This is a genomic window from Kitasatospora sp. NPDC057500, assembly GCF_042802195.1.
In the GTDB taxonomy this organism is placed as follows: domain Bacteria; phylum Actinomycetota; class Actinomycetes; order Streptomycetales; family Streptomycetaceae; genus Kitasatospora.
On the sequence record NZ_JBHVER010000104.1, the window covers coordinates 1 to 26,725 of the forward strand.

At 74.3% G+C, this 26,725-nt stretch carries 16 protein-coding genes; 4 read left to right on the forward strand and 12 right to left on the reverse strand.

Annotated elements, in window-relative coordinates; translation table 11 throughout:
• Nucleotides 1–16 precede the first annotated feature (16 nt).
• The 4 genes from ACFU74_RS21905 to ACFU74_RS21920 all read right to left on the reverse strand — a co-directional run bounded on the left by ACFU74_RS21905 (nt 17) and on the right by ACFU74_RS21920 (nt 3,445).
• Nucleotides 17–742, reverse strand: coding sequence for an alpha/beta fold hydrolase (locus ACFU74_RS21905; RefSeq protein WP_380759228.1), 726 nt, complete (start codon nt 740–742; stop codon nt 17–19).
• 90 nt (nt 743–832) lie between these two features.
• Nucleotides 833–1,678 (reverse strand): helix-turn-helix domain-containing protein, encoded by an 846-nt coding sequence (locus tag ACFU74_RS21910; protein WP_380759230.1) that lies wholly within the window; start codon nt 1,676–1,678, stop codon nt 833–835.
• A gap of 108 nt (nt 1,679–1,786) precedes the next feature.
• A complete protein-coding gene (locus tag ACFU74_RS21915; RefSeq protein WP_380759232.1) occupies nt 1,787–1,954 on the reverse strand; it encodes an alpha/beta fold hydrolase in 168 nt (55 codons plus the stop codon).
• Nucleotides 1,955–2,197: 243 nt separating this feature from the next.
• On the reverse strand, nt 2,198–3,445 hold the full coding sequence (locus tag ACFU74_RS21920; RefSeq protein WP_380759234.1) for a PucR family transcriptional regulator: 1,248 nt from the start codon (nt 3,443–3,445) through the stop codon (nt 2,198–2,200).
• A gap of 326 nt (nt 3,446–3,771) precedes the next feature.
• On the opposite strand from ACFU74_RS21920, the gene ACFU74_RS21925 reads away from it, so the two are divergent.
• Nucleotides 3,772–4,239: an SsgA family sporulation/cell division regulator gene (locus tag ACFU74_RS21925; RefSeq protein ID WP_380759236.1), complete on the forward strand. Its 468-nt coding sequence runs from the start codon at nt 3,772–3,774 to the stop codon at nt 4,237–4,239.
• Between the two features lie 13 nt (nt 4,240–4,252).
• Here the strand turns inward: ACFU74_RS21925 and ACFU74_RS21930 are convergent, their stop codons facing one another.
• The 3 genes from ACFU74_RS21930 to ACFU74_RS21940 are packed head-to-tail and all read right to left on the reverse strand — an operon-like array spanning nt 4,253 to nt 7,999.
• Nucleotides 4,253–4,795 (reverse strand): gluconokinase, encoded by a 543-nt coding sequence (locus ACFU74_RS21930; protein ID WP_380759238.1) that lies wholly within the window; start codon nt 4,793–4,795, stop codon nt 4,253–4,255.
• Nucleotides 4,796–4,805: 10 nt separating this feature from the next.
• Complete coding sequence (locus ACFU74_RS21935) at nt 4,806–6,173, reverse strand: glucose-6-phosphate dehydrogenase (RefSeq protein WP_380759240.1); 1,368 nt, start codon at nt 6,171–6,173, stop codon at nt 4,806–4,808.
• Nucleotides 6,170–7,999, reverse strand: coding sequence for a glycoside hydrolase family 15 protein (locus ACFU74_RS21940; RefSeq protein WP_380759242.1), 1,830 nt, complete (start codon nt 7,997–7,999; stop codon nt 6,170–6,172). Before ACFU74_RS21940 ends, ACFU74_RS21935 begins: the two co-directional genes overlap by 4 nt.
• Nucleotides 8,000–8,432: 433 nt before the next feature.
• On the opposite strand from ACFU74_RS21940, the gene ACFU74_RS21945 reads away from it, so the two are divergent.
• Nucleotides 8,433–9,482, forward strand: coding sequence for a lactonase family protein (locus tag ACFU74_RS21945; protein WP_380759244.1), 1,050 nt, complete (start codon nt 8,433–8,435; stop codon nt 9,480–9,482).
• Between the two features lie 12 nt (nt 9,483–9,494).
• Here ACFU74_RS21945 and ACFU74_RS21950 read toward each other — a convergent pair whose 3' ends face one another.
• A complete protein-coding gene (locus ACFU74_RS21950) occupies nt 9,495–9,944 on the reverse strand; it encodes a universal stress protein (protein ID WP_380759246.1) in 450 nt (149 codons plus the stop codon).
• 350 nt (nt 9,945–10,294) lie between these two features.
• On the opposite strand from ACFU74_RS21950, the gene ACFU74_RS21955 reads away from it, so the two are divergent.
• Nucleotides 10,295–10,609 carry a hypothetical protein gene (locus ACFU74_RS21955; RefSeq protein ID WP_380759248.1) on the forward strand — a complete coding sequence of 105 codons (315 nt, stop codon included), beginning with the start codon at nt 10,295–10,297 and terminating at the stop codon, nt 10,607–10,609.
• A 385-nt stretch (nt 10,610–10,994) separates the two neighbouring features.
• The gene (locus ACFU74_RS21960; RefSeq protein WP_380759250.1) at nt 10,995–12,071 is read left to right on the forward strand and encodes a transcriptional regulator; all 1,077 of its coding nucleotides are present in this window, start codon (nt 10,995–10,997) and stop codon (nt 12,069–12,071) included.
• A gap of 49 nt (nt 12,072–12,120) precedes the next feature.
• On the opposite strand, the gene ACFU74_RS21965 is transcribed toward ACFU74_RS21960, so the two are convergent.
• From ACFU74_RS21965 to ACFU74_RS21980, 4 genes are all read right to left on the reverse strand, one after another.
• Nucleotides 12,121–13,227, reverse strand: a complete 1,107-nt coding sequence (locus ACFU74_RS21965; protein WP_380759252.1) for a prephenate dehydrogenase — start codon at nt 13,225–13,227, stop codon at nt 12,121–12,123.
• A gap of 37 nt (nt 13,228–13,264) precedes the next feature.
• Nucleotides 13,265–14,371: a methyltransferase gene (locus ACFU74_RS21970; protein ID WP_380759254.1), complete on the reverse strand. Its 1,107-nt coding sequence runs from the start codon at nt 14,369–14,371 to the stop codon at nt 13,265–13,267.
• A 368-nt stretch (nt 14,372–14,739) separates the two neighbouring features.
• On the reverse strand, nt 14,740–15,594 hold the full coding sequence (gene ddaH / locus ACFU74_RS21975; protein ID WP_380759258.1) for a dimethylargininase: 855 nt from the start codon (nt 15,592–15,594) through the stop codon (nt 14,740–14,742).
• 196 nt (nt 15,595–15,790) lie between these two features.
• Nucleotides 15,791–26,725 (reverse strand): amino acid adenylation domain-containing protein (locus ACFU74_RS21980; RefSeq protein ID WP_380759256.1); only part of this gene is annotated, 10,935 nt, incomplete at its 5' end.

The following is a 26,725-nucleotide window of genomic DNA, read 5'->3' on the forward strand; positions in this document are numbered from 1 at the left end:
GTGTCCGGGCGGCGCCTCAGCGCACGCCGGCCGGCCTGGCGGCGTCGTGGATGAACTCGGCGACCGCCGTCGGCCGGGAGACGGCGACGGCGTGCGAGGCGTCGGGCAGTTCCAGGACGGTGGCGCCGGCGCGTTCGGCCGTGAAGCGCTGGACCGGCGGCGGCAGGGCGCGGTCGGCGCCGGTCACCAGGGCCCACGAGGGCTTGGTGCGCCAGGCGGCCGCGGTGGGCGCGTCGGTCAGCACCCGCTCGGCGACGGGCCGTTGCAGCGCGGCGAGCACCCCCGCCACCGTCGGGTCGAGGTCGGCGGCGACGAGCGGCCCGAAGCAGTCCCCGGGCACGGACAGTTCGGTCGCCTCACCGGCGCCGTCCGTGGCGTACGAGGTTCGGCGCAGCCGGGCGATCAGCGGCGAGGGGGTGAAGCGGCCCGCGAGTGCCTCGTAGCTCTCGCCCGCCTCGGGCAGGTAGGCGGCGATGTAGACCAGCGCGACGACGTTGGGGGCGGCCCCGGCCTCGGTGATCACGGCGCCGCCGTAGGAGTGGCCGACGAGCACCACGGGGCCGTCGATCCCGGCGAGCACGGAGGCCAGGTAGCCGGCGTCGTGGGCGAGTCCGCGCAGCGGGTTGGCGGCGGCGAGCACGGTCAGGCCGCGGCGCTGGAGTTCGGCGACGACGCCGACCCAGCTGGTCGCGTCGGAGCAGCCGTCGTGGACCAGCACGACGGTGGGTCTGGTGGAGGGCATGGCGGCCTTTCACATGGCTGCGGACCGGCGGGGTCCGGGCGGTGGGACCGACGGACCCCGCCGGCCGCGGGGTGGGGGTGGAGCGGGGGGTCAGGAGGTCCGCTGCCGGGCGTCGGCCCGCGCGGCGTGGGCCTGCCACTCGCGCGGCGAGACGCCGTAGGCCTCCCGGAAGGCGCGGCTGAAGTGGGAGTGGCTGACGAAGCCCCAGCGGTGGGCGACGGCGGAGACGCTGGTCTGCCGGCGGGAGGGCCGTTCCAGTTCCCGGCGGCAGGCGTCCAGGCGCCGCCCGCGCACCCACTGCCCGACGGTGGTGCCGTCCTGCTGGAAGAGCTTGTGCAGGTAGCGCACCGAGATGTGCTGCGAGCGGGCGATCGACTCGGGCGAGAGGTCCGGGTCGGCGAGGTTCTCCTCGATGTGGTCGCGGATCCGGGCGAGGATCCCGGCCGCGGCGGTCGGGTGGTCCGGGTCCTCCCGTTCGAGCAGTTCGGCCACCAGGACGGCGACGATGTCGGAGACGCTGCGCGCGAGGTGGTTGCCGAGCCGGGCGTCGTGGGTCCGGGGCCGGGCGGCGAGGGTGCGCAGGAACTGCGAGGCGAGCGAGCCGATGCCCTCGTCGCCGCGGGCCAGCAGGCCGCCGGTGCGGCGGACGTCGCCGTGCCGCACGCCGAGGTAGAAGCAGGGGACGCGGAAGCGGACCATCCGGCAGTCGGGGTCGGACAGCAGGCCCATCGGGTGCGGGGTGGTGCCGATCAGCAGGTCGCCGGGTTCCAGGACGGTGCTGGCGCCGTCGCGGCGCAGCGAGGCCCGGCCGTGCAGGTGCAGGGCGACGTAGAGGCAGTCCCCGGGGTCGGCGCCGGGGGGCGGCGCGAGGACGTCGATGCAGCCGGCGCCGCCTTCGGCGGCCTGATCGGGCTGGTGGTGTGCGGTTTCGGGCATGGGTGAGGGACCCGACTGGATCACGGGAGGCTCCGACCGGTTCGTTTGGCTCAGAAGGTGTTCAGAAGGTGTTCGGAAGGTGTGCGGTGGATGAGGGGAGTGCTGTGTTCAGGAGAGGAACGTGTCCACGACGGCGTTGAACGGGCCGGGGTTCTCCAGGAACGGGACGTGCGAGCCCGCGACGGACGCCGGGAAGACGTGCAGTTCGGCGCCGGGTCGGTGTCGCTGTTGAACATCGAGCCGCCGGCCGTACTCCGTCGTGGCTGGTCGGTTCACGCATGGTGCTCGTTCGCGTCCGTTCGTGTAGGAGGGTTCGGCGAGGGCTCGGCGAGGGCTCGGCGAGGGCTCGGCGCAGAGGTGGTCGCCGGGGCATGAGCGGCAGCTCGTGGTGACGATTCTCGCCACCCGCCGGCCCCGCTGACCACCGACCGGCGTAGGGATTGCCCGACGGGGGTTCATCGCTCTGTAGCAACCCGGCGCCCTCGTTCCGTAGCAAGAAGTCGCCGGCGAAGCCGCAGGTCAGACCGGGTGCTCGGCGGGGACGCGGAGCAGGTCCCACAGGCGCAGGCCCATGTGCAGGACCAGCCGGTGCCCGCCGTCGTCGAGGTCCAGGCCGGTGATCTCCTGGATCTGCCGCAGGCGGTAGTAGAGGGAGGTGCGGTGGACCTCCAGGACCTCCGCCGTCCTCGGCACCGAGCCGGCGTTCTCCAGGAAGCAGCGCAGGGTCTCCTCCAGGCGGGCGTGGGAGCCGCCGTCGAGCAGCCGGCGCAGCGGCTTGGGGACGAGGGAGTCGTTGAGGGCGGCGTCGGGCAGTTGGAGGAGCACGGCGTGCTCGCCGAGCCGGTCCCAGTCCCCGATGCCGCCGAGCCGGGGCAGCCGGCGGGCCGCGCGCACGGCGACCCGGGCCTGGTCGTGGGAGATCCAGGCGTCGACGAGGTCGGCCCGGCGCCCGCCGACGCCCACCGCCACCGCGGCCTGCCGGTCCAGGAAGGTCTCCAGTGAGCGGACGACGGCGCGGGACTGCACCTCCAGGTCCTCCTCGGTCGGCTCGCGCTCGAAGACCTGGACCAGGACGGCCCGGTCCTGGTCGACCGCCGACAGGCCGCGGGCGGTGCGGGTCCGGCGGAAGGGCTCCAGTGCTCCGCGCAGCGCCACCTCGACCTGGCCGGAGGGGCCGCGCAGCCCGGAGACGGCCACGCCGGTGACCACCACGTGGGGGCCGGCGGGCAGCAGGCCGTCGTCCAGCAGCAGCCGGCGTGCCTCGCAGCGCTCCGTGGAGTCCGGACCGACCAGCCGGTTCACCAGGGTTCGGGTGTGCTCCTCGGCCACGTCGGAGGCCAGGCGCTCGGCGTACATCTCGACGGCCACGGCGCGGGCGGTCCGGTCGATGGCCGCGGTGTCGGCGCTGGTGAGGTCCCCCGGCTTCGCCACGACCATGAGGATGCCGAGCACGTGGCCGCGTTCGCGGATCGGGACGCAGTAGCGCGGTCGCAGGCCCAGGTCGTCGCGGCCGTCCAGATGGCCCGGCCTGGTCCACCCCGCCACGCCCTGGGAGAGCACGTAGCGGATGGCCTCGTCGTCCGCGACGCCCTGGAGCAGCGTGCGCACGCGCACCGGGTCCTCGTCGCCGAAGTGACGGCTGGTGCAGATCATCCGCACCAGCGGGTCGTCGAGGACGACGGAGCGTCCCAGGTCCTCGGCCAGGCCGTCGACCAACGACTGCAGCGCCTCGCCGGCCGGCCGCGCGCGCTGGATCCACCTCTTCATGATCAGTTACCTCCCGGCCGCATTCATACAAGGGGCAAAACCGGATAGACAAACATTCAACAAAACGTGAAGGCGCCCGCCCGGGGCCCGCACGGCACCCGGAAGGCCGGTGATTACCGGGCGGTACGCCCGCGTCCCGTTCCGGGAGCGGCGGGCGGACGGTGCGCTGATCGTCATACCGCGGTGCACCGCCGGAACATCTCCCCCGGCGCCGCCTCCTAGCGTGGGCGGTGATCCGCCTCCCCCTGTTCGTCGGCAGCTCCCAGGTCCCGAGGCCCCGCACCGGCCGGCACCCCGCCAGGCCCGACCCCGACCCAGGAGGACCCGTGTCCGCGCCCCACCCCCTGCCCAACCCGCAGCCCTGCCCGGAACCGGGCCGGGAGAGCGCCGGCACCGACGTCGTGCTCGACGCGCGGATCGTGCTCGGCGAGGACCAGTCCCTCGGCATCCCCGTGCGCTTCTCCTACCGCGGTGACGACCCGTTCGCCGTCTCGCTCGAATTCCTCGGCGCCGCCGCCGAGGCGGGCACCTGGCAGTTCTCCCGCGACCTGCTGTGGGAGGGCCTGCAGCGGCCCGCCGGCACCGGCGACGTCCGGATCTGGCCGCCCTGCACCTGCCACGGCCGCGCCTCGCTGCGGATCATGCTCCAGGGGCAGGACGGCTCCGTGCTCGTCGACCTGCCGGCCCGGCAGCTGCGGCGCTGGCTGCGGCGGGAGAGCTTCGCGCTGGTCCCCCGGGGCACCGAGGGGTCCCTGATCGACTGGGACGCCGAGCTGGGCGGCCTGACGGGGTGACGCGGCGCGGCGGTCAGCCGGGCGGCAGCAGCTCCGCCGCCGCGTCGGCGATCGCCTCCGGCGCCTGCCCGACGTACAGGGTGGCGCCCCGCTCGTCCGGTTCCAGCGGTTCCAGGGTGGCGAGCTGCGAGTCGAGCAGCGACTCCGGCATGAAGTGGCCCGAGCGGCGGCCGATCCGCTCGGCCAGCAGGTCGTGGCCGGCCGTCAGGTGCAGGAAGAACGCGCCCGGGCAGGCCGCCCGCAGGATGTCGCGGTAGCGGCGCCTGAGCGCGGAGCAGGCGATCACGCAGCCGGTGCCCGCCTCGTCGCGCTCGTGCAGCCAGCGGCCGACCGCCTCCAGCCAGGGCCTGCGCGCGGTGTCGTCGAGCGGCACGCCGGCCGCCATCCGGGCGATGTCGGCCGGGCGGTGGAAGTCGTCGGCGTCGGCGAAGGGGACGCGCAGCCGTTCGGCGAGCAGCCCGGCCACCGTGGTCTTGCCGGTGCCGGAGACCCCGATGACCACGACGCACGGGGCGCGGCGCTCGCCGCCGGGGGTCACCGGGGTGCTCTCCTCCATCGCGCCGCACCTACGGGAACCGCGGGGCCGGCCCCTCCGAGCCGGCCGCGTACTCCTCCAGCGGCACCAGGTCCCGCTCCCACGCGGACAGCACCGGTTCGAGGACCCGCCACGCCTCCTCGGCCTCGTCGCCGCGGATGGACAGCGCCGGGTCGCCGGTCAGCACGTCCAGCAGCAGCCGGCCGTAGGCGGGCAGCTCGGCGGGGTCCATCCGCGCGGTCAGCGCGAGCGGGGCCAGCTCATGGGCCCGGGCGCCGATGCCGGTCAGGTCGAGGGCGAGGCCCTCCGGCTCCAGCTCGAAGCGCAGCACGTTGGGCCGGGCCTCCCCGCCGTGGCCGAACGGCAGGTGCGGGACGGGGCGGAAGTGCACCGCCACCTCCTTGCGGTCGGCACCGAGCGCCTTGCCGCTGCGCAGCCGGAACCTGGTCCCGGCCCAGCGCCAGCTGTCCAGTTCGAGCTCCACTTCGGCGAAGGTCTCGGTGCCGCGCCCGGGGTCGACGCCCTCCTCGTCGGCGTACGCGGGGACGGCGCGCTCGCCGATCCGGCCCGGCAGGTAGCGGGCGCGGCGGGTGCGGTGCAGCACGTCGTTCCCGGTCAGCGGCCGGACGGAGCGCAGCACGTCCACCTTGCGGTCGCGCAGGTCGCGCTCGCCGAGGGTGATCGGCGGTTCCATGGCCACCAGGCAGAGCAGTTGCAGCAGGTGGTTCTGGATCATGTCCTTGAGGGCGCCGACGTGGTCGTAGTACCCGGCCCGGCCCTCCAGGGCGAGGGTCTCGTCCCAGACGATGTCGACCTCGGCGATGTGGGTGCTGTTCCAGACGGGCTCCAGCATCCGGTTGGCCAGCCGGCTGCCGAGGACGTTCTGGACGGTCGTCATGGCGAGGAAGTGGTCGACCCGGAACACCGCCCGCTCCGGCACCAGCTCGGCCAGCAGCCGGTTCAGCTCCCGGGCGCCGGCGAGGTCCTCGCCGAACGGCTTCTCCAGCACGATCCGGCTGCCCTCGGGCAGGCCGGCCCGGTGCAGCGCGGAGACCGCGGCGGGGAACAGCGCGGGGGGCAGGGCGAGGTAGACGGCGACGGGCCCCTCCCCGGCGACCACCGCGGCGACGTCGTCGGGGCTGGTGACGTCGGCCCGCAGGTAGCGGGCCGAGGCGACGACGGCCGCCCTGGCGTCGGCCGGGCTGTCCCCGCCATGGCGGTCGAGCTGTTCGCCGGCCCATGCCCGGTACTGCTCGGTGGACCACTCCTCCCGGCTGGCGCCGGTCAGGGCCGGCCCGCTGTCGAGGTGTCCGCCGGCCCGCAGCGCGGCCAGCGCCGGCAGCAGGAAGCGCGCGGTGAGGTCGCCGGTCGCGCCGAAGACGGCGAGCCGCTCGATCATCTCCGTACCCCCGCCTTCGCGCGGGCCAGGTTCACGCCGCTGGCGGTGATCCCGATGTGGCTGAAGGCCTGGGGGAAGTTGCCCATGAACTCTCCTGTGGACGGGTCGATCTGCTCCGACATCAGCCCCAGCGGGCTGGCCCGGGAGCACAGCGAGGCGTACAGCTCCTCGGCCTCCTCCGTCCGGCCCTGGCCGATGAGGTTGTCGACCAGCCAGAAGCTGCACAGCACGAAGGCGCCCTCGTCGCCGGCCAGGCCGTCGGGGGACTCCTCGTGCAGGTAGCGGTGGAGCAGGCCGTCGCCGGCGGACAGCCGCTCGGCGACGGCGGTGGCGGTGGCCACCATCCGCGGGTGGTCGATCGGCACCACGTGGCGCAGCGGGAGCGCGAGCAGGCTGGCGTCCAGCACGCCGCCGCCGTCCAGGTGGGCGCTGAGGGTCTTGGCGCCCTCGTCCCAGGACTGCTCCAGGATCAGCCGGCTCAGGTGGTCGGCCGAGGCGCGCCAGCGGGCGGTCCTGATCGGCAGGCCGAGCCGTTGGCCGATCTGGGCGGCGCGGTCCAGGGCCACCTGGCAGAGCCCGGCGGAGTAGGTGAACACCCGGCCCTCGCTGCGGACCTCCCAGATGCCCTGGTCGGGCTCCCGCCAGGCCTGCTCGGCGGCGTCGGCGAGGCCGGCCAGACCGGCCCACAGGGCGGGCTGGATCTCGCCGCCGGACCGCAGCCACTGGTCGGCGCAGTCCAGGATCTCGCCGTAGACGTCGTGCTGGCGCTGGTCGGCCGCGCCGTTGCCCCAGCGCACCGGGGCGGAGCGCTGGTAGCCCTCCAGTTCGGCGTCCTCGGTCTCGTCCGGGACGGGCCCGCCGCGCAGGTCGTACATGATGCGGGGCCGGCCGCTGTCCTCGAAGGCGTCCAGCACCCAGCCGAGGAAGGCGTCGGCCTCGCCGCGGAAGCCGATGCGGCGCAGCGCGAAGACGGCGAACGCGGCGTCGCGGATCCAGGCGTAGCGGTAGTCCCAGTTGCGGATGCCGCCGATCGGGGCGGGCAGCGAGGAGGTGGGCGCGGCGACCAGGGAGCCGTTGGCCCAGTCGTCGCAGAGCTTGAGGGTGACGGCGGAGCGCCGGACCAGGGGCTCCTGGGGGCCGCCGTAGTCGAAGTGGCGCATCCAGCGGCGCCAGGCGTCGGCGGTGCCGGTGAGCATGGCGTCGGTGTCGACCCGGTGGTGGCGGTGGAAGCGGCCCCAGGAGAGCACCAGGTCGAGCCGGTCGCCGCGGCGCAGGTCGTGGGTGGTGTGCAGGCCGTCGAGCGGGCGGTTGGAGCGCAGGTGCAGGCGCAGGCCCGGGCGCCGCAGCGGGCGCAGTTCCAGTCCGCTGAACACTGCCCGGGTGCGCGCCCCGCCGCGCGGCTCCAGTTCCGCCTTCAGCCGGACGCGGCCCTCCAGCACCACGGCGGAGCGCACGAGTTCGGAGCGGCCGGCGGGGGCGTCGTCGGTGAGGTCGGCGCCCGAGCGCAGCGCCAGCGCGTCGGTGACGCGCACCAGGCCGGTGCGCGAGCGCAGTTCGGTGACCAGCACGCCGGTGTCGGGTTCGTAGCGCTGCCGGGCCTCGACGAGGTCCTCCGGCGCCAGGGTGAAGTGCCCGCCCCGGGTGCGGTCGAGCAGGGCGCAGAACAGCGGTTCGGCATCGAACCGGGGCAGGCAGAGCCAGGGGATGGAGCCGTCCAGGCCGACCAGGGCGGCGGTGGTGCCGTCCCCGATGAGGCCGAGGTCCTCCAGCGGCAGGTAGCCCTGCCGCCGGCGGACCGGCCGGAACGGTGGATCGGAGTCGTGCATGCCGCCTCGCTTCCGCAGCGCCGGGGGACGGGGAGGTGCGACTAGAAGGCGATCAGCACCTTCACGACGTCCTCCAGCTTCTTGTCCGCGACCTCGAAGGCCCGTTCCATCTCGTCGAAGCCCACCCGCCCGATCTCCTTCATCACGAAGGCCTTCACTTCTGGCCCTTCCTGCCGGCGCACCGCCACGGCGGCGGTGCGGGTCGGGAACCGCCCCCTCCCCCGCCGGGCGGCGGCGATCGGCCGGCCGCCCGGGCCGCTCCTCCCACGGTCACCGCAACCGTGCCGGTGCGCGACCCGGCCGCCGCGGCGGCGGTGCGTTCCGGTGAAATCCGCGGGCCGCCGGGGCCGGCGGCCACCGTGCCGGTCCGCCCGGCGGAGCCGCCTGCTAGCGTCGGAGCGCTTGCGACGGACGGCGGACGACGGAGGGTGCTGTGGCGGACAAGGGCGCGGGGCGGGCCTTCATCGGCTCGTTCACCTCGGCGGGCGGGCGCGGGATCGTCGTGGCGGCGGTGGACCCGGGGACGGGGGCGCTGACCGAGACCGGCGCCGTGGACGCCGTCGCGAACCCCTCCTACCTCGCCCTCGGCCGCGCGCGGGGCGGCCCGGTGCTCTACGCCGTCTCGGAGACCCTGCCGGGGGCGGTCGCCGCCTACGACGTCGCCGGCCCGCTGCCCCGCCCGCTCGGCGCGCCCGTGCCGGTGCGCGGCGACGAGCCCACCCACCTCGCCCTCGCCCGGGGCCACCTGCTGACCGCCAACTACGGCTCCGGCAGCGTCAGCGCGCTGCCGCTCGCCGCCGACGGGGCCCCGCAGGCGCCGAGCAGCGTACTGGGCAACGAGGGAAGCGGCCCGAACCGCGAGCGCCAGCTCGCCCCGCACGCCCACCAGGTGCTGCCCGACCCGTCCGGCCGCTGGGTGCTCGGTGTCGACCTCGGAACCGACGCGGTGCGGATCTGCGCCCTGGACCCGGCCACCGGTGCGCTGACCCTGCACGGGCAGACGGCGCTGGCGCCCGCGACCGGCCCGCGCCACCTCGCCTTCCACCCCTCGGGGCGCTACGCGTACGTGCTCGGTGAGCTGCGCCCGACCGTGGTCGTGTGCCGCTGGGACGCGGCGGACGGCGTGCTGGAGCCGGTCGGCGAGGCCGAGCTGTTCCCCGACGGCAGCGAGGGCCCGGCGTTCCCGTCGGCCCCGGTGGTCTCCCACGACGGCCGGCACCTGTGGGTGGCGGTGCGCGGCACCGACACCATCGCGGTGCTGGAGCTCGACGCGGACGGCGGGCGGGCGCGGGCGGTGGCCTCGGTGCCGTGCGGGGGCGAGTGGCCGCGCGACCTGGTGCTCGACCCGTCGGGCAGCCGGCTCTACGCCGCCAACGAGCGCTCGGGGGACGTCACCTGGTTCGACGTGGACGGCGCGAGCGGCCTGCCCCGCCGCGCGGGCTCGCTGCCGGTCCCGGCGGCGTCCACCGTCCTGTTCGGCTGACCGCCCGCGCCTTCAGCCGCGGAACACCAGGACCGGGCAGGCGGCGTGCCGGGTGCAGTGCTGGGCCACCGAGCCCAGCAGCATCCCGGAGAAGCCGCCCAGCCCCCGGCTGCCGACCACGAGCAGCGCGGCGTCCCGGGACGCCTCGATCAGCGCGCCGGCCGGGGAACCGTAGCGCGCCTCGATCCGCACCTCCACCGGAGGCCGCGGCCCGAGGGCCTCCTCGACGGCCCTGGCGGCCTCCCGGCGGGCCTTGCCCGCCAGTTCCGCCTCGTCGGTGCTGGCCGGGGGGAACCAGCCGCGCGCGCCGTGGAACGTCGGGTACTCCCAGGCGATCACCGCCTCCACCACTGCGCCGGTGAGCTCCGCCTGCCGCGCCGCCCACCGGAGCGCCTGCTTCGACGGCTCCGACCCGTCCACCCCGACCACGATGCGGCCGGTCTCCTCACGCTGCTCCGTCATGCCTCCTCCTCGCCTCGGCACTCCACCCCCAACCCTCCCGCCGACCGCCCCACTCGCGCAGTCCGGCAGGGCCGGACGGGGGCGCTTGGTCACCCTGCGTGACCGAGGGCATGCCGTTCCCGCTCCGCACCCGGGCGGGGTCCGCGGGCCGCCCGGTCCGGTCGGCGGACCGGAATAACGCGGCGCCCTCCGGCAGAACGCCCGCAATTCCCCGAGCGGTTGGGAGTGCGCATTGATGACCGCCGCCCGGAACGTCAGACTTGACGGTGCATCAGTTGAATACGTCTTTGCATTGGCCGATGGAATCTGGCCGAACCATCTGAAACGGTAAAGCCGGACCGGGGGGAACCATGACGAGCGCGGCCCGCTCGACCGTCGCGGCGGCCGCGGGCACGACGGCCTCCCGGAGTCCCCTCGCGGGTCCGGCCCTCGTCGTGCTCGGCCTGGCGGCCGTGGTGTTCGGGCTGCTCTGGGCCGCCGACCACCGCGGCATGGTGACCCGCCGTCACGCCCGCCACCTGGCAGAGCGCGCCCGACTGCCCGCCGCGCTCCGCCGGCTGGCGCCCGCCCCGCCGCGTCCCGGGGCCCAGCGCGCGACCGGGCTGCTCCTCGCCGCCGTCGGGTGCGTCCTCGTCGCGACCGGCGCCCACACATTCCTCACCTGAATTCCCCGGGAATTCCCCACACGACCTACGGTGACGGCCTGCGGGGCGCGGGTAGGTGTTCAACCGCCGCCGCGCAGCGGTTGAACACGGGCGGCTCATGAGAAGTTCGCAGTCGCCGTTCCCGGCTCGACATGCGCATGGCCTCTTTGTGACGATTACTCAGAAGCCGAAACGTGACGACCTGGCCCGGGTCTCCGGGTGGGGGGTCCGTGGGGCTAGTGTCGTCATGTCCATGAACACCGGTGGGTCGGAGAATGCCCGCTCTCCGGCTCGAAGGGGGAAGCGCGATGAATCACGTCCACGGGACCAGACGGCTGACGGAACCTCCGCGGGGGGGACGTCCGGAATCAGGTTCCTGAAGGCTCACATACGGGGGTATGTCGCTGTGATCCATTCGCTCACCGAACTGCTCGACCGCGCCCACGAGGAGGACGCCGCTCACCGCACCGCCCAGTCACCCGTCCCTCACCAACCGCTGACCTCCACCAGAGGCGAACACCAGATCACCACACTCGCGATCGCCTCGCTCCGCCCGGCCGACTCCCCGCGCCTGGGCGGGATGGACGAGGAGCACATCGCACAGCTCGCGAGCGTGGAGACGCCGCTGCCGCCGATCCTGGTGGACCGGCGCACCCTCCGGGTGATCGACGGAATGCACCGCCTGGTGGCGGCGCTGGCCCAGGGCCGCACCACCATCGAGGTCGAGTTCTTCGACGGGACCCCCGAGGAGGCCTTCCTCTGTTCCGTCATCACCAACGTCACCCACGGCCTCCCCCTCTCCCAGGCCGACCGGCGCGCGGCGGCCGCACGGATCATCGCCTCGCAGCCGAACATGTCCGACCGGGTGATCGCCCGGGCCTCCGGGCTGGGCGCCAAGGCGGTGGCCACCATCCGGCGGGCCGCCTCGGACAGCCTGCCCCCGATGACCTCCCGGGTCGGCATGGACGGCAAGGTCCGTCCGCTCGACGCCGCCGACCGCCGGTACAAGGCGGCCAAGGTCCTGGAGGACCGGCCGGACGCCTCCATCCGGGAGGTCGCCCGGATCGCCGGGATCTCCCCCGCCACCGCGAGCGACGTGCGCCGGCGGATCAGGGAGGGCCAGGCCCCGGTCCCCGTGCGGCTGGCGGCCGAGAAGCCGGCCCGCGGCGCGGAGGCCCCCGCACAGCCGGCGGCCGCGACCCCGGAGCGCAAGCCAGACCTGCTGCCGGTCGACGCGACGGCGATCATGAAGCGACTGCTGCGGGACCCCTCGCTGCGCCACAAGGAGGAGGGGCGCCGGCTGCTGCGGCTGCTCCAGCAGAACTCGATCACCTCCGAGGACTGGTACAGCCTGATGACGGCCGTCCCTCCGCACTCCGCGGCGCTCATCAGCAGGATGGCCCGGATGGTCGCCGACTCCTGGCTCGGCCTGGCCCAGGAACTGGACGGGCACGCACGCGGCGGCGCGCGGGACGCCTCCTGACCCCGGGCCACCACCGGGGTGGCCGGTTGCCCGCACCTGCGGCACCCGGCTACCCCACCGGCCACTCGCGCGCCGCGAGCGCGCGTTCCAGGGCACCGGCCTGCGCCTCGGCCACCGCGAGGTGGACCAGGGCCGTCCGCCCCGCCTCCGGGTGCTCCAGGCGGACGTCGGTGACGTTCGCCCCGGCGCCCGCGACGTCCGCGAACAGCCGCGCGAGTTCGCCGGGCCGGTCGCCGATCGGCACGGCGAGCGTCCGGCTCCGCACCGGCGGACCGCCGCGCCCGCCGAAGACGCCGGTGCCGTCCCCGTTCCACTCCCCCAGCAGCCCGCGCATCATCCCGCCGTCCTCGCGCCCCGACATCCCCGGCGCATCCGGCCGACCCGGCTCACCCGGCGCCGCCAGGCCGCGCAGGCCGGCCGCCGCCTCCCGCAGGTCCGCCGCCAGCTCGTCGACCGCGTCGGCGACCTCCGCCGCGTTGGCCCGCAGCACCTCGCCCCACAGCTCCGGGTCGGCCGCCGCCGTCCAGGTGAGGTCGCCCGTCCCCGGGCCGGACAGCTCCGCGGTGTCGCGGCCCGCCCGCCGCACCCGCTCGGCCAGCAGCCTGGCCACCACGTACGGCGCGTGCGACAGCAGCGCCAGCACCCGGTCGTGCGCGGCCGCCTCCATCACCACCGGGACGGCGCGGCACAGCGCGACCAGCTCCAGCACCGTGTTGAGGGTCTCGGTGCCGGCCTCCGGCCTCGGGGTCAGCACCCAGCTGCGGCGCTCGAAGAGGTCCGCCCGGGCGCCCAGCGCGCCGGGCCGCTCCCCGCCGGCCAGCGGGTGGCCGCCGACGTAGCGCACCGGGTCGCAGCCCAGTGCGACGGCGTCCCGCTCCGGCCCGGACTTGGCGCTGGCCACATCGGTGTAGTGCCGCGCCGCTCCCCTGGCCTGGAGGCCGGCGAGCACCCCGCCGACCGCCCCGGGCGGCACCGCCACCACGGCCAGGTCCACCGGCCCGGCCGGCTCCTCGGCCAGCCCCGCGCCCAGCGAGGCCGCCGTCAGCTCGGCCGTCCGGTCGACGTCCGACAGGTACACCTGCACGCCCCGGGTCACCAGCGCCAGGGCCACCGAGGTCCCGATCAGGCCGGTGCCCACGACCAGTGCGGATCGCATCGCCGTCCCCCCTACCGCTCCGTGGTCCCGGTCGCCGTCACGCCGGGACCGCCTCGATCAGGCTGAGCGCGAACGGCAGCTCCACCACCCGGCGCACGGTCAGGCCGGCCCGGCGCAGCAGGCCGAAGTACTCCGCCTCGGTGCGCTCCCGGCCGCCCTGGTGCAGGGCCAGCATCCGCATGTCCAGCTCCTTGCCGAGGTGCGGGCGGTCGTCGTCGGGCAGCAGCATGTCCAGCAGCAGCACCCGGCCGTCGTCCGGCACCGCCGAGCGGACGTTGCGCAGGATGGTGACGGCGGTGTCGTCGGCCCAGTTGTGGACGATGTTGGACAGCAGGTAGGCGCCGGCCGGCGGGACCGCCTCGAAGAAGTCCCCGGCCACCAGCTCGCACCGGTCGACGACCTGCTCGCCGGCCAGGAACCCGCGCGCGCCGTCCAGGACCGACGCCAGCTCGAAGAGCACCCCGCGCAGCCCCGGGTTGGCCCGGAGCACCGTGGCCAGGATGGTGCCCGACCCGCCGCCGATGTCGGCGAGGCTCCCGATCCCGGCGAAGTCGTAGCGCTCGACGACCGCCGCGGCGATCGCCCGCGAGCGCGTCACCATGTGGGCGTCGAAGTGCTCCCGGGCCTCGGGGTGGCTTTCGAGGTAGGCGTAGAAGGAGCCGAACTTCGCCCCGAACGGGGACTTCCCGGTCCGCACGGCGTCCGCGAGCGAGCCCATCGCGTCGATGAAGTCGGGGGCGCCCTGGGGTATCACCACCGAGCGCATCGAGCGCTCGTCGCCCGCGTCCAGCGTCCGGCCCGCGTCGGTCAGCGCGTACCGCGTGCCGCCCTCGCCGTCCGGGACCGAGCGCACCACGCCGAGGGTCGCGTTGGTGCGCAGCAGCCGGGCCAGCGCGCCCTCGTCCACCGCGCAGAGGCCGGCGAGCTCGGCCACGCCCATCGGCCGCTCGCTCAGCCGGCGCGCCAGGTCGAGGTCGACGAACGCGTACAGCGCGGAGAACCGCCACTGGCCGCGGATCACCTCCCAGATGACGGCCCTCGGGTCGTCGCTGCCGACCACGTCCTTCACCGCTCCGGGCACGACGTCTCCGGGCGCCGGCAGCGGGCGGGCGCCGTCGGTGGGGTGGACGTCGACGTCGGTCATAGCCATGACTCTCCAGAAGGTGTGGAAGGTATCCGTGAAGGAGCCGTGAGTGGCGGGAGGACGGCGGATGCGCGCGTCGTCCGCCCGGTGCCCTGCCGAGTGTCACGGGCGGGGCAGTGGAGAACCCGGGCCTGGTGAGGCGGCGGTCCGGACGGGGGGCCGGCCCCTGTGGGTGACCGGCGGCTCCGGGGGCCGTGGGAAGAGGTGCTGCGGCCTGGCGCCCATCGAAGGTATCGCGGGCACCGGAGCCGATCAACTACCGTCCGTGCGACCGGCGTTCAACTGCAGCGGCGGCGCAGTCGAACGAGACTGCGGAGTCCGGTGGGCGGTCGGGCGGCCGGGCGGTCCGGGGGCCGGGCGGCGGGCGGTCAGGCGGTGCGGAGCTCCAGGGTGCAGCACTTGACGCTTCCGCCGGCCTTCAGCAGCTCCGTCAGGTCCACGCCGATCGGCTCGAAGCCGCGCTCCCGCAACTGGGCCGTCAGCCCCACCGCCGACTGCGGCAGCAGCACGTGCCGCCCGTCGGAGAACGCGTTCAGCCCGAACACCGCCGCGTCCTCGGCGCTCGCCCGGACCGCGTCGGGGAACAGCGCCTCCAGGACCCTCCGGCTGGAATCCGAGAACGCCTCCGGGTAATACATGATCTCGTCGTCCGAAAGCACGCTGAGCGCGGTGTCGAGGTGGTAGTGCCGGGGGTTGACCAGGGTCAGCGAGACCACCGGGAGGCCGAAGAAGTCCTGCGCCTCGGCGTGCGAACGGCGGTCGGTCCGGAATCCCGTACCCGCCAGGATCGTCCGCCCGGCGAGCAGGTAGTCCCCCTCGCCCTCGTTGATGTACTCGGGCCAGTGGACGGAATCGAAACCGTTCTCCTCGAACCAGCGCAGATAGGCCGGCCCCTCGGCGGTGCGCTCCCGGTGCCGGAACCGCGCGCCCAGCACCCGTCCGTCCACCACGGTCGCGCCGTTGGCCGCGAACACCATGTCGGGCAGGCCCTGTTCGGGCGCGATGACCTCGACGGTGTGGCCGAGACCGACGTACAGGTCGCGCAGCTGCTTCCACTGGGCGACCGCCAGGTCCCGGCTGGTGGGCTTCTCCGGGGCCATCCACGGATTGATCGAGTAGTTGACGTCGAAATGGCTCGGCGGGCACATCAGCAGGCGCTTCGGAACCATGGTCCGGACATTCCGTGACGCCCGGGCGGGGACCGTTTCGGTGAGGTCGTCGATCAGCAAGGTGAAATCCCCTCGGGATTCTGTGGAGCCGTCCGGAAGGACGGACAGCGGGAAATGTGACGGTCATTCACGGTAGGGAATTCCGCGGCGGCCCGGCAAGCGTGCCCGGCGGAACACCGGCGGCCCTTCCCGAGGGGGGTACGGGAAGGGCCGCCGGGATCTCCCGCGCCCGGCCGCGGCCGGGCGGCGGTCAGTGGCCCCGGGCGTTCAGCCAGGCCACCACGGCCTCCGCGACCAGGCGCAGGGTGTCCGGTGCGACCAGCGCGGAGTGCGCGGACGGGACGGGCGCCTCGGCGACCTCCCCGGACACGTAGCCCTCCCAGCGCGCGGAGTTGGAGACGCCCTCGGGCTTGCCCTCGGTCGCGACGACCAGCAGCGCGTCACCCTCGAACCGGCCGAGCGCGTGCTCGTCCCGGATGTCCAGGTTGTTCTGGAACAGCCTGGTGAGGATCGCGATCTCCTCGTCCGAGAACCCGCTGAGCACGTGCCCGAACTCGGCCTTGATGATCTCCGCCCAGAGCCCCGGCCCGGCCTGCGCCGCCGCCTCGGCCTCCGCCTCGTCGAGCTCCTCCTCGGGGCCCGGCTCCGGCGGGTAGGCGTCCAGCAGGATCAGCGACCCGACCTCCTCGCCCTCCTCCTGGAGCTGGACGGCGATCTCGTGCGCCGGCACGCCGCCGAAGGAGAAGCCCAGCAGGTGGTACGGACCGGTGGGCTGCACCGCGCGCATCTGCGTGATGTAGTCCGCCGCCATCTCCCGGACCGAGGACGCCAGCGGCGTCACGCCGTCCAGGCCGCGGGCCTGGAGGCCGTACAGCGGGTACTCCTCGGGCAGGTGCCGGGCCAGCGGCAGATAGCACCAGCTCAGGCCGCCGCCGGGGTGCACGCAGAAGATCGGCGGACGCTCACCGCCGGTCCGGATCGGGAACAGCGTACCCAGCGAGTCCTGGACCGACGACAGGCTGAGGGTGTTCATCAGACCGGACACCGTCGGGCTGCCCATCACGTCCCGGACCGCGACCGAGACACCGCGCGAACGCAGCTTCTCCACCAGCGCGACCACCAGCAGCGAGTGGCCGCCCAGGGCGAAGAAGTCGTCGTGCACACCGACCGTGGCCAGGCCGAGCACCTCGGCGAAGGCCTCGCACATCAGCTCCTCCAGCACGCCCACCGACCCCCGGGCCGCACGGTCCGTGCCGGTGGCGTACTCCGGCGCCGGCAGCGCCCGCCGGTCGAGCTTGCCGTTCACGGTCAGCGGCAGCACGTCCAGCAGCATGAACGCGGACGGGACCATGTACGCCGGGAGCCGCTCGGCGGCGTGGGCGCGGACCTCGCCGACGGTCGTGCCGCCGTCGCCGGGGACCAGGTAGGCCACCAGGCGCTTGTCGCCGGGGGTGTCCTCGCGGACCACCACGGCGGCCTGGGCGACCTGCGGGTGGCCGGCGATCACCGTCTCCACCTCGCCGGGCTCCACGCGGAAGCCGCGGATCTTCACCTGGGCGTCCGCGCGTCCGGCGAAGACGAGCTGCCCGTCGGCGGTCCAGCGGGCCCGGTCGCCGGTGCGGTACATCCGCCCGCCGGAGCCGAACGGGTCGGCGACGAAGCGCTCCGCCGTCAGGTCCGGACGGCCCACGTAGCCGCGGGCCAGCTGCGCCCCCGCGAGGTACAGCTCGCCGGCCACGCCCACCGGGACCGGGCGCAGCGCGTCGTCCAGGACGAAGGCGCGGGTGCCGGGGTTGGGCGCGCCCATCGGGATGTCCCCGCCGTCGGGACCGATCGGGCCGGTGGTCACCATGACGGTGGCCTCGGTCGGGCCGTAGGTGTTCACCAGCCGGCGGCCGGGAGCCCACTCCTCGACCTGCCGGGCGCTGATCGGCTCGGCACCGACCAGCAGGTCGGACAGCCCGGTCAGCTCCGCCGGATCCAGCGCGGACAGCAGCGTCGGGACGACGATGGTCGTGGTCACCTCCTGCTCGCGCATCATCCGCATCAGCCGGGCGGGGTCGGTGCGCTGCTCCGAGGTGGCCACCACCAGGGCGGCGCCCGAGGTCAGCGTGACCGCCATGTCCAGCACCGAGGCGTCGAAGCTGAAGGCCGTGAACTGCATCACCCGCCGGCCGGGGCCGGTGGCCGCCACCGGGGTCATCGCCGCGATCAGGCTGGTCAGGCCGTCGTGGGTGAGGGCGACGCCCTTGGGGCGGCCGGTGGAGCCCGAGGTGTAGATGACGTAGGCCAGCTGCTCCGGCAGCACCGGGGCCGGCGCCGGGCGCGGCGCGGCCTCGATCGCGGCCGCCACCGCCGGGTCGTCCAGGTGGACCACCCGCTCGGCGCTCAGACCGGCCACCAGCTCGCGGTGGCCCAGCACCAGGCGCGCACCGCTGTCGGCCAGCACGAACTCCAGCCGCTCCACCGGGTACTCCGGGTCGAGCGGGACGTAGGCCGCGCCGGCCTTCCAGACGCCCAGCACGGCGGCGACCATCTCCGCGCCGCGCGGCAGGCAGAGCCCGACGACCGACTCGGCGCCGACGCCGCTCTCCCCCAACCAACCGGCCAGGCGGTCCGACCACGCGTCCAGCTCCGCGTACGAGAGCTCGGTCCCGTCGCACACCACGGCCACCGCGTCGGGCGTCCGGGCCGCCTGGGCCGCGAACAGCTCGGGCACCGAGAGCTCCGGCACCACGGCGACGGCGCTCTCGCGCACCACCAGGGCGCGCTCGGCCGCGTCCAGCACCTCGACCGCGCCCAGCGGGGTCTGCGGGGCCAGCTCCAGAGCCTCGACCAGCCCCTCCAGGCAGGCCCGCACCATCCGGCAGACCCGCTCCGGGTCGGCCGGCGCCACCGCGTCGACGGAGATCCCGAACCGCACGCCGTCCGAGTCGACGGCGATGTCCAGCGGGAAGTTGGTGTGCTCGCGGCGGAAGACCGTCCTGACTCCCGTCATGGCCGCCGCCGGTGCCGCCGGGCCGTCCTCGGAGGACGGGGACGGGGTCGGGGACGGGGCGGGGGACGCCTGGTTGTGCCGGTAGTTGAAGAGCGAGGTGAACAGCGGGCTGCCACCGGGCACCCCGCTGGCCGCCTGGGCCAGGGTGAGCGGGGCGTGCTCGTGCACCATCAGGTCGGCCAGCTGCTCGCGCAGCCCGGCCAGCGCCTCGCCCACGGTGCCGTCGTCCAGGCGGACCCGGACCGGCAGCGTGTTGATGAACGGGCCGAGGACCCGGTCCGCGCCCGTACCGGCGTTCATCCGGCCGAACAGGATCGTGCCGAAGACGACGTCGTCGCGGCCGGACAGCGCCCCCAGCACCCGCGCCCACACCAGGTGGAACAGCGTGGCGGGGCTGACTCCCTGGGCGCGCGCCGCCTCGGTGACCCGCGCCGAGAGCGCGTCGTCCACCGGCAGGTGCGCCCGCGCCCCCGCCGTGCCGTCGCCGTGCACGTCCATCAGCCCGTACGGGGCGGTGGTCTCGTCGACGTCGCCGAGCAGCTGCGCGAAGTGGCGCTCGTGCTCCTCGCGCGGCACGCCGAGACGGGCCTGGGCGACGAACGCACGGAACGGGAGCGGGTCGGGCAGTTCGCCGGCGCGGCCGGAGAGGAACGCCCGCAGCTCGTCCATCAGGATCTCCAGGGCGGTGTGGTCCTGGACGAGGTGGTGGATGCGCAGCAGCGCCAGCCACCGGTCCGTGCCCGGCTCGGCCGCGACATGGGCGCTCAGCAGCGGCGCCCGGTCCAGCTCCAGCCAGCCGCCGGCCGCGGCCAGCAGCCGGTCCGGGAGGTGGCCCTCCGAGCCGTCCAACTCGACCTCGGTGATCGGCAGTTCGGCCTCATGGAGGACGACCTGAACCGGCTCGCGCAAGCCCTCCCAGAGGATCGCCGTGCGGTAGACGTCGTGCCGGGCCACCACCCAGCGCAGCGCGCCCAGGAATTCGTCCAGCCGGGCCCGGTCGTCGAAGTCCAGGACGGTCGGCAGCACGTAGAAGTCGCCGCTGTCCCGGTCGGCCATCAGGTGGTGGAAGAACAGGCCTTCCTGGAGCGGGGCGAGCGGGTAGACGTCGGCGATGTTCGCCGCACCACCCGGGACGGCGGCCACGACGGTGGCGAGTTCGTCCTCGGTGAGGTCGACCAGCGGCAGCATCGCCGGGGTCAGCGCGGTGGCACCCTCCGGGATGGCGTTCGGGGGCACGACGACCTGCGCCGTTCCCGCGACCGCCGCCAGGCCGGCGGGGGTCGGGGTGGCGAACAGCGCACGCACCGAGATGCCGACGTTGCGGGCACGGAGGCGCTCGACCAGGGAGACGGCGAGCAGGGAGTGGCCGCCGAGGGCGAAGAAGTCGTCGTCCACACCGACCGCCGGGAGTCCGAGGACCTCGGCGAAGGCCTGGCAGATCAGCTCCTCGCGCACGTCCGCCGGAGCCCGGCCGGCGCCGGAGACGTACTCCGGGGCGGGCAGGGCCTTGCGGTCGAGCTTGCCGTTGACGGTCAGCGGCAGCGCCTCCAGGAGGAGGAACGCGGACGGGACCATGTAGGCGGGCAGGCGGTCGGAGACGTGGGCGCGCACGGCGTCCAGGTCCAGGCCGTCACCGGGGACGACGTAGGCCACGAGGCGCTTGTCGCCCGGGGCGTCCTCGCGGACCACCACGGCCGCCTGGGCCACCTGCGGGTGCCCGGCGACGACCGCCTCCACTTCGCCCGGCTCCACGCGGAAACCACGGATCTTCACCTGGGCATCGGCGCGACCCGCGAAAACGAGCTGCCCGCCGGCCGTCCACCGGACGCGGTCGCCGGTGCGGTACAGGCGCTCGCCGGAACCGAACGGGTCGGCGATGAAGCGCTCGGCCGTCAGGACGGCCTGGTTGGCGTAGCCGCGCGCCAATCCGATACCGGCGACGTACAGTTCGCCGGTCACACCGACCGGGACCGGGGCGAGCGTGTCGTCCAGGACATAGGCGCGGGTGTTGTCCAACGGGCGGCCGATCGGCAGCACCTCACCGACGGCGTCGCGAACCTCGTACTGGGTCGCGCACAGCGTCACCTCGGTCGGGCCGTACAGATGCCGGACCACCAGGCCGGAGTTGTGCTCCAGCAGGCGCCGCACGGACGCCGCCGGAACGACGTCACCGCCGGTCAGCACCTCGCGGACACCCTTGAAGCACCCCGGGTCCTGGTCCGCCAGCACCCGCAGCAGACCCGCCGTCACGTGCACGTGGGTCAGCCCGTGTCCGGCGACCGACTCCCGCAGCACGGCGGCGTCGATCGCCACCGGCTCGGCCACCACGACCGTCCCGCCGGACAGCAGCGGCACCCACAGCTCGTACGACGACGCGTCGAACGCGTGCGGGGCGTGGAACAGCACCCGCATGTCCGCCGACGCACCCCAGCACGCGTCCAGCGCCAGCGCGACGAGATCCCGCTGCGTCGTCACGACACCCTTCGGGATGCCGGTCGAGCCGGAGGTGTACATCACGTACGCCGCCCGGTCCAGCAGCCCCACGACCGACGGAACCTTGCCGTGACCAGCCGGCACCGCGTCCGCGAGCACCACCGGGACACCGGCCGGAAGCTCCGACACCCGGTCCCGCGTCGTGACGACGCACACCGGAGCAGCGTCCGCCAGGACCGCTGCCACCCGCGCCGACGGCCACGCCACGTCCACCGGCACGAACGCACCGCCCGCCTTCAGCACCGCCAGCAGCACGACCACCAGCTCCGCCGAGCGCTCCATCACCACGGCAACCGGCGACTCCACACCGACACCGCGCTCCACCAGCACCGACGCCAAACGGTTCGCACGCTCGTCCAACTCACCGTACGAGAGCGACAGTTCACCACTGACCAGCGCCACCGCATCCGGCGACTCCGCCACCCGCGCCGCGAACACCTCCGACACCGACAGCTCCGGCACCGCGACAGCGGTGTCGTTCCACTCACCCACCACCAGCGCACGCTCCGCCGCGTCCAGCACCTCCACCGCAGACAGGCGGGTACCGGGCGCGTCGGCCAGGGTCCGCAGGGCGGACTGCAGGCTCCGCGCGATCCGCTCGGCCGTCGCCGGGTCGAACAGGTCCACCGCCACGGTCAGCGAGCCACGCAGGCCGGCCGGGGCGCCGTCCGGATCGAAGGCCTCGCCGAGGCTCATGTCCAGGTCGAAGTTGGCCGCGCCGACGCCGAGCGGCATCAGCTCGGTCCGCAGACCGCGCAGTTCGGCGGGCGACGAACCGCTGCCGGGCGCCGCCGCCGTGTTCTGCACGGTGAGCATGACCTGGAACAGCGGGTGCCGGGCCAGCGAACGGGCCGGGGAGAGCTCCTCCACCAGCCGGTCGAACGGGACGTCCTGGTGGGCGAAGGCCTCCAGGCTGGTCTCCCGGACGCGGCCGAGCAGGTCGGCCAGCGTCGGGTTCCCGGACAGGTCGGTGCGCAGCACCAGCGTGTTCACGAAGAAGCCGACGAGCTCGTCCAACGCCTGGTCGGTGCGGCCCGCGACCGCCAGGCCGACCGGGATGTCCGTACCCGCGCCCAGCTTGGCCAGCGCGACCGTCAGGGCGGTCTGAACAGCCATGTAGAGGGTGACGCCCTGCGCCTTGGCCACGCGCAGCAGGTCGCCGTGCAGGTCGGCCGGCAGCCGCAGCGGGACGACGTGGCCGCGGTGCGAGGCGACCGCCGGACGTGCGTGGTCGAGCGGCAGCGCCAGCTCCTCCGGCGCCCCCTCCAGGCTCGCCCGCCAGTACTCCACCTGGCGCGCGATCAGGCTCTCGGGGTCGTCCTCCGAGCCCAGCAGCTCGCGCTGCCACAGCGCGTAGTCCGCGTACTGCACCGGCAGCGCGGTCCACTCCGGCGCACGGCCCTCGCACCGGGCCGCGTAGGCGAGGGAAAGGTCCCGGGCCAACGGGCCCATCGACCAACCGTCGGTGGCGATGTGGTGCACCACCAGGACGAGGACGTGCTCCTGCGGCGACACCGCGAACAGCCAGGCACGAATCGGCACCTCGGCGGCGAAGTCGAAGGCATGGCCTGCCGCGCGGGCGACCTCGGCCTCCAACTGCTCGGGCGCCACCTCGGAGACCGTCAGGCCGAAGCCGGACTCGTCCAGGGACAGCACCCGCTGGAACGGGCGGCCGTCGGACATCGGGAAGACGGTGCGCAGCACCTCGTGGCGACCGACCACGTCCCGCAGCGCGGCGTCCAGCGCCTCCCGGTCGAGCTCGCCCGAGAGCCGCAGGGCCACCGGGATGTTGTACGAGGCGCTCGGCCCCTCCAACTGGCCCAGGAACCAGAGGCGCTGCTGCGCGAAGGACAGCGGGACCTGCTCCGGACGAACGCCCTTGGTCAGCTTCGCCCGACCGGGTTCGGCGCGGACCAGCAATGCGGCCAGGCCGGCCGGGGTCGGGGCGTCGAACAGCGCCCGGATGGAAGCCTCCACCCCGAGCACCGACCGCACCCGGCTCACCAGGCGCGTGGCCAGCAGCGAGTGGCCGCCGAGCGCGAAGAAGTCGTCGTCCACGCCGACCAGCGGCAGGCCCAGCACCTCGGCGAAGACCTGGCAGAGCAGTTCCTCCTGCACGGTGCCCGGGGCGCGGCCGGCGCCGGAGACGTACTCCGGGGCGGGCAGGGCCTTGCGGTCCAGCTTGCCGTTGACGGTCAGCGGGAGGGTCTCCAGGGACATGAACGCCGAGGGGACCATGTAGGCGGGCAGGCGGTCGGAGACGTGGGCGCGCACGGCGTCCAGGTCCAGGCCGTCGACAGGGACGAGGTAGGCGACCAGGCGCTTGTCGCCCGGGGTGTCCTCCCGGACCACCACGGCGGCCTGGGCCACCTGCGGGTGCCCGGCGACGACCGCCTCCACCTCGCCCGGCTCCACGCGGAAACCACGGATCTTCACCTGCGCGTCCGCCCGGCCCGCGAAGACGAGTTGCCCGTCGGCCGTCCACCGGACGCGGTCACCCGTGCGGTACAGCCGCTCGCCGGAACCGAACGGGTCAGCGATGAAGCGCTCAGCCGTCAGGACCGGCTGGTGGGCGTAGCCACGCGCCAACCCGATACCGGCGACGTACAGTTCGCCGGTCACACCGACCGGGACCGGGGCGAGCGTGTCGTCGAGGACGTAGGCGCGGGTGTTGTCCAACGGGCGGCCGATCGGCAGCACCTCACCGACGGCGTCGCGAACCTCGTACTGGGTCGCGCACAGCGTCACCTCGGTCGGGCCGTACAGATGCCGGACCACCAGGCCGGAGTTGTGCTCCAGCAGGCGCCGCACGGACGCCGCCGGGACGACGTCACCACCGGTCAGCACCTCGCGGACACCCTTGAAGCACCCCGGGTCCTGATCAGCCAGCACCCGCAGCAGACCCGCCGTCACATGGACGTGCGTCAGCCCGTGCCGGGAGACAAGACCAGCCAGAACCGAGGCGTCGACCGCCACCGGCTCAGCCACCACGACCGTCCCGCCGGACAGCAGCGGCACCCACAGCTCGTACGACGACGCGTCGAAGGCGTGCGGGGCGTGGAACAGCACCCGCATCTCCGCCGACGCACCCCAGCACCCGTCCAGCGCCAGCGCGACGAGATCCCGCTGCGTCGTCACGACACCCTTCGGGATGCCGGTCGAACCGGAGGTGTACATCACGTACGCCGCCCGGTCCAGCAGCCCCACGACCGACGGAACCCTGCTCTCCATGGCCGGCACCGCGTCCGCGAGCACCACCGGCAGACCCGCCGGAACGTCCGACGCCAGATCCCGCGTCGTCACCACGCACACGGGACGGGCGTCCGCGAGCACAGCCTCGACCCGCGCCGACGGCCACGCCACATCCACCGGCACGAACGCACCACCGGCCCGCAGCACCGCCAGCAGTACGACCACCAGCTCCGCCGAACGCTCCATCACCACGGCCACCGGCGACTCCACACCGACACCGCACTCCACCAGCACCGACGCCAGACGGTCAACCCGTTCGTCCAACTCGCGGTACGAGAGCGACAGTTCACCACTGACCAGCGCCACGGCCTCCGGCGTGCGAGCGACCTGCGCCGCGAACACCTCCGACACCGACAACTCCGGCACCGAGGCAGCGGTGTCGTTCCACTCACCCACCACCAGCGCACGCTCCGCCGGGTCCAAGACCTCCACCGCCGACAGGCGGGTACCGGAGTCCTGCTCCATCGCGGTGACCACCGCGTCCAGGCAGGTGTGCACGAGGGTGGTCACCTGGGCCGGGTCGACGGGCGCGACCGCGTCCACCGTGATCGCGAAGCCCGTCCCCTCGACGTCGACCGACGCCACCAGCGGGTAGTTGGTCAGGTCGCGGAAGGAACGCACCTGGATGCCCCGCAGCGCCGGGCTGGTGCTGCGCGGTTCGGAGCGGCCGTACCGGTAGTTGAAGATCGAGGTGAACAGCGGGCTGCCGCCCGGCAGTCCGCTGGCCGCCTGCGCCGCCGCGAGCGGGGCGTGCTCGTGCACCATCAGCTCGGCGAGCTGGCCGCGCATGGACTCCAGCGCCTCGCCCACCGTCCCGTCGGCCAGGCGGGCCCGGACCGGCAGGGTGTTGATGAACAGGCCCGGCACCCGGTCCGCACCGGCGCCGGCGTCCATCCGGCCGAACAGGATGGTGCCGAAGACCACGTCGTCGCGGCCGGAGAGCGTGCCGAGGACCCGCGCCCACACCAGGTGGAACACCGTCGCCGGACTCACCCCGACCGTCCGCGCGACCTTCCGGACGCGCTCGGACAGCTCCTCGGCCACGACCACGCGCTGCTTGGCGACCTGGGTGCCGTCGCTGTGGACGTCGAGCATCCCGTACGGCGCCGTGGTCTCCTCGACGTCGCCGAGCAGGCCGGCGAAGTAGCGCTCGTGCTCCTCGCGGGAGACGCCGAGGCGGGCCTGCGCGACGAACTCGCGGAACGGCAGCGGCTCGGGCAGCTCCGCCGTCCGGTCCGCCAGGTAGGCCTCCACCTCGTCGACCAGCACCTCCAGGGCGGTGTGGTCCTGGATCAGGTGGTGGACGCGCAGCAGCGCCAGCCAGCCGTTCCCGCCCGGCTCGGGTGCGATCCGCAGGTTCATCAGCGGTGCCCGGTCGAGGTCCATCCACGAACCGCCGGCGGCGAGGAACTGGTCGAGGACGTCACCGTCGGCCGAGGCCAGGCGCACCTCCTCGACGGGCAGCTCCACCTCGCGGAGCACGACCTGAACGGGCTCGCGCAGGCCGTCCCAGACGATGGCGGTCCGGTAGACGTCATGGCGGCCGACCACCCAGCGCAGCGCGTCCAGGAAGGCGTCCAGGCGCTCGCGCGACTCGAACTCAAGCAGCGTGGGCGTGACATAGACGTCCGTGCCCTCGCGGTCCGCCATCAGGTGGTGGAAGAACATGCCCTCCTGCAACGGCGCCAGCGGGTACACGTCCGCCACGTTCGCCGCGCCGCCCGGCACCGCCGCCACGACGCGGGCGATCTCCGCCTCGGTCAGCTCGACCAGCGGCAGCAGCTCCGGCGTCAGCTCGCTCACGCCACCGGCCGGGATCGGGTTGGCCGGGACGACCACCTGTCCGGTACCGGCGACACGTGCCAGGGAGGCCGGGGTCGGGTTCTGGAACAGCGCCCGGACCGGCACCGCGAGACCACGCGACCGCAGCCACTCGGCGAGCGACACGACCAGCAGGGAGTGGCCGCCGAGGGCGAAGAAGTCGTCGTCCACACCGACCACCGGCAGGCCCAGGACCTCGGCGAACGCCCGGCAGACCAACTCCTCACGCGCATCCGCCGGAGCCCGGCCCGCACCGGCCTCGTAGCTGGGAGCGGGCAGCGCCTTGCGGTCCAGCTTCCCGTTCACCGTCAACGGCAACGCCTCCAGCACCACGAACGCCGACGGCACCATGTACCCCGGCAACCGCTGCCCCGCCACCGCACGCAACCCGTCCACATCGACATCGGTCCCGCCGTCCGCGACCAGGTACGCCACCAGACGCCGGTCCCCCGGCACGTCCTCCCGCACCACCACCGCCACCTGGGAGACCTGCGTGTGCCCCGCCAGAACGGCCTCGATCTCACCGAGCTCCACCCGGAACCCGCGAATCTTCACCTGATCATCCACACGCCCCGCGAACGCCAGATTCCCCTCCGCATCCCACGAAACCCGGTCCCCCGT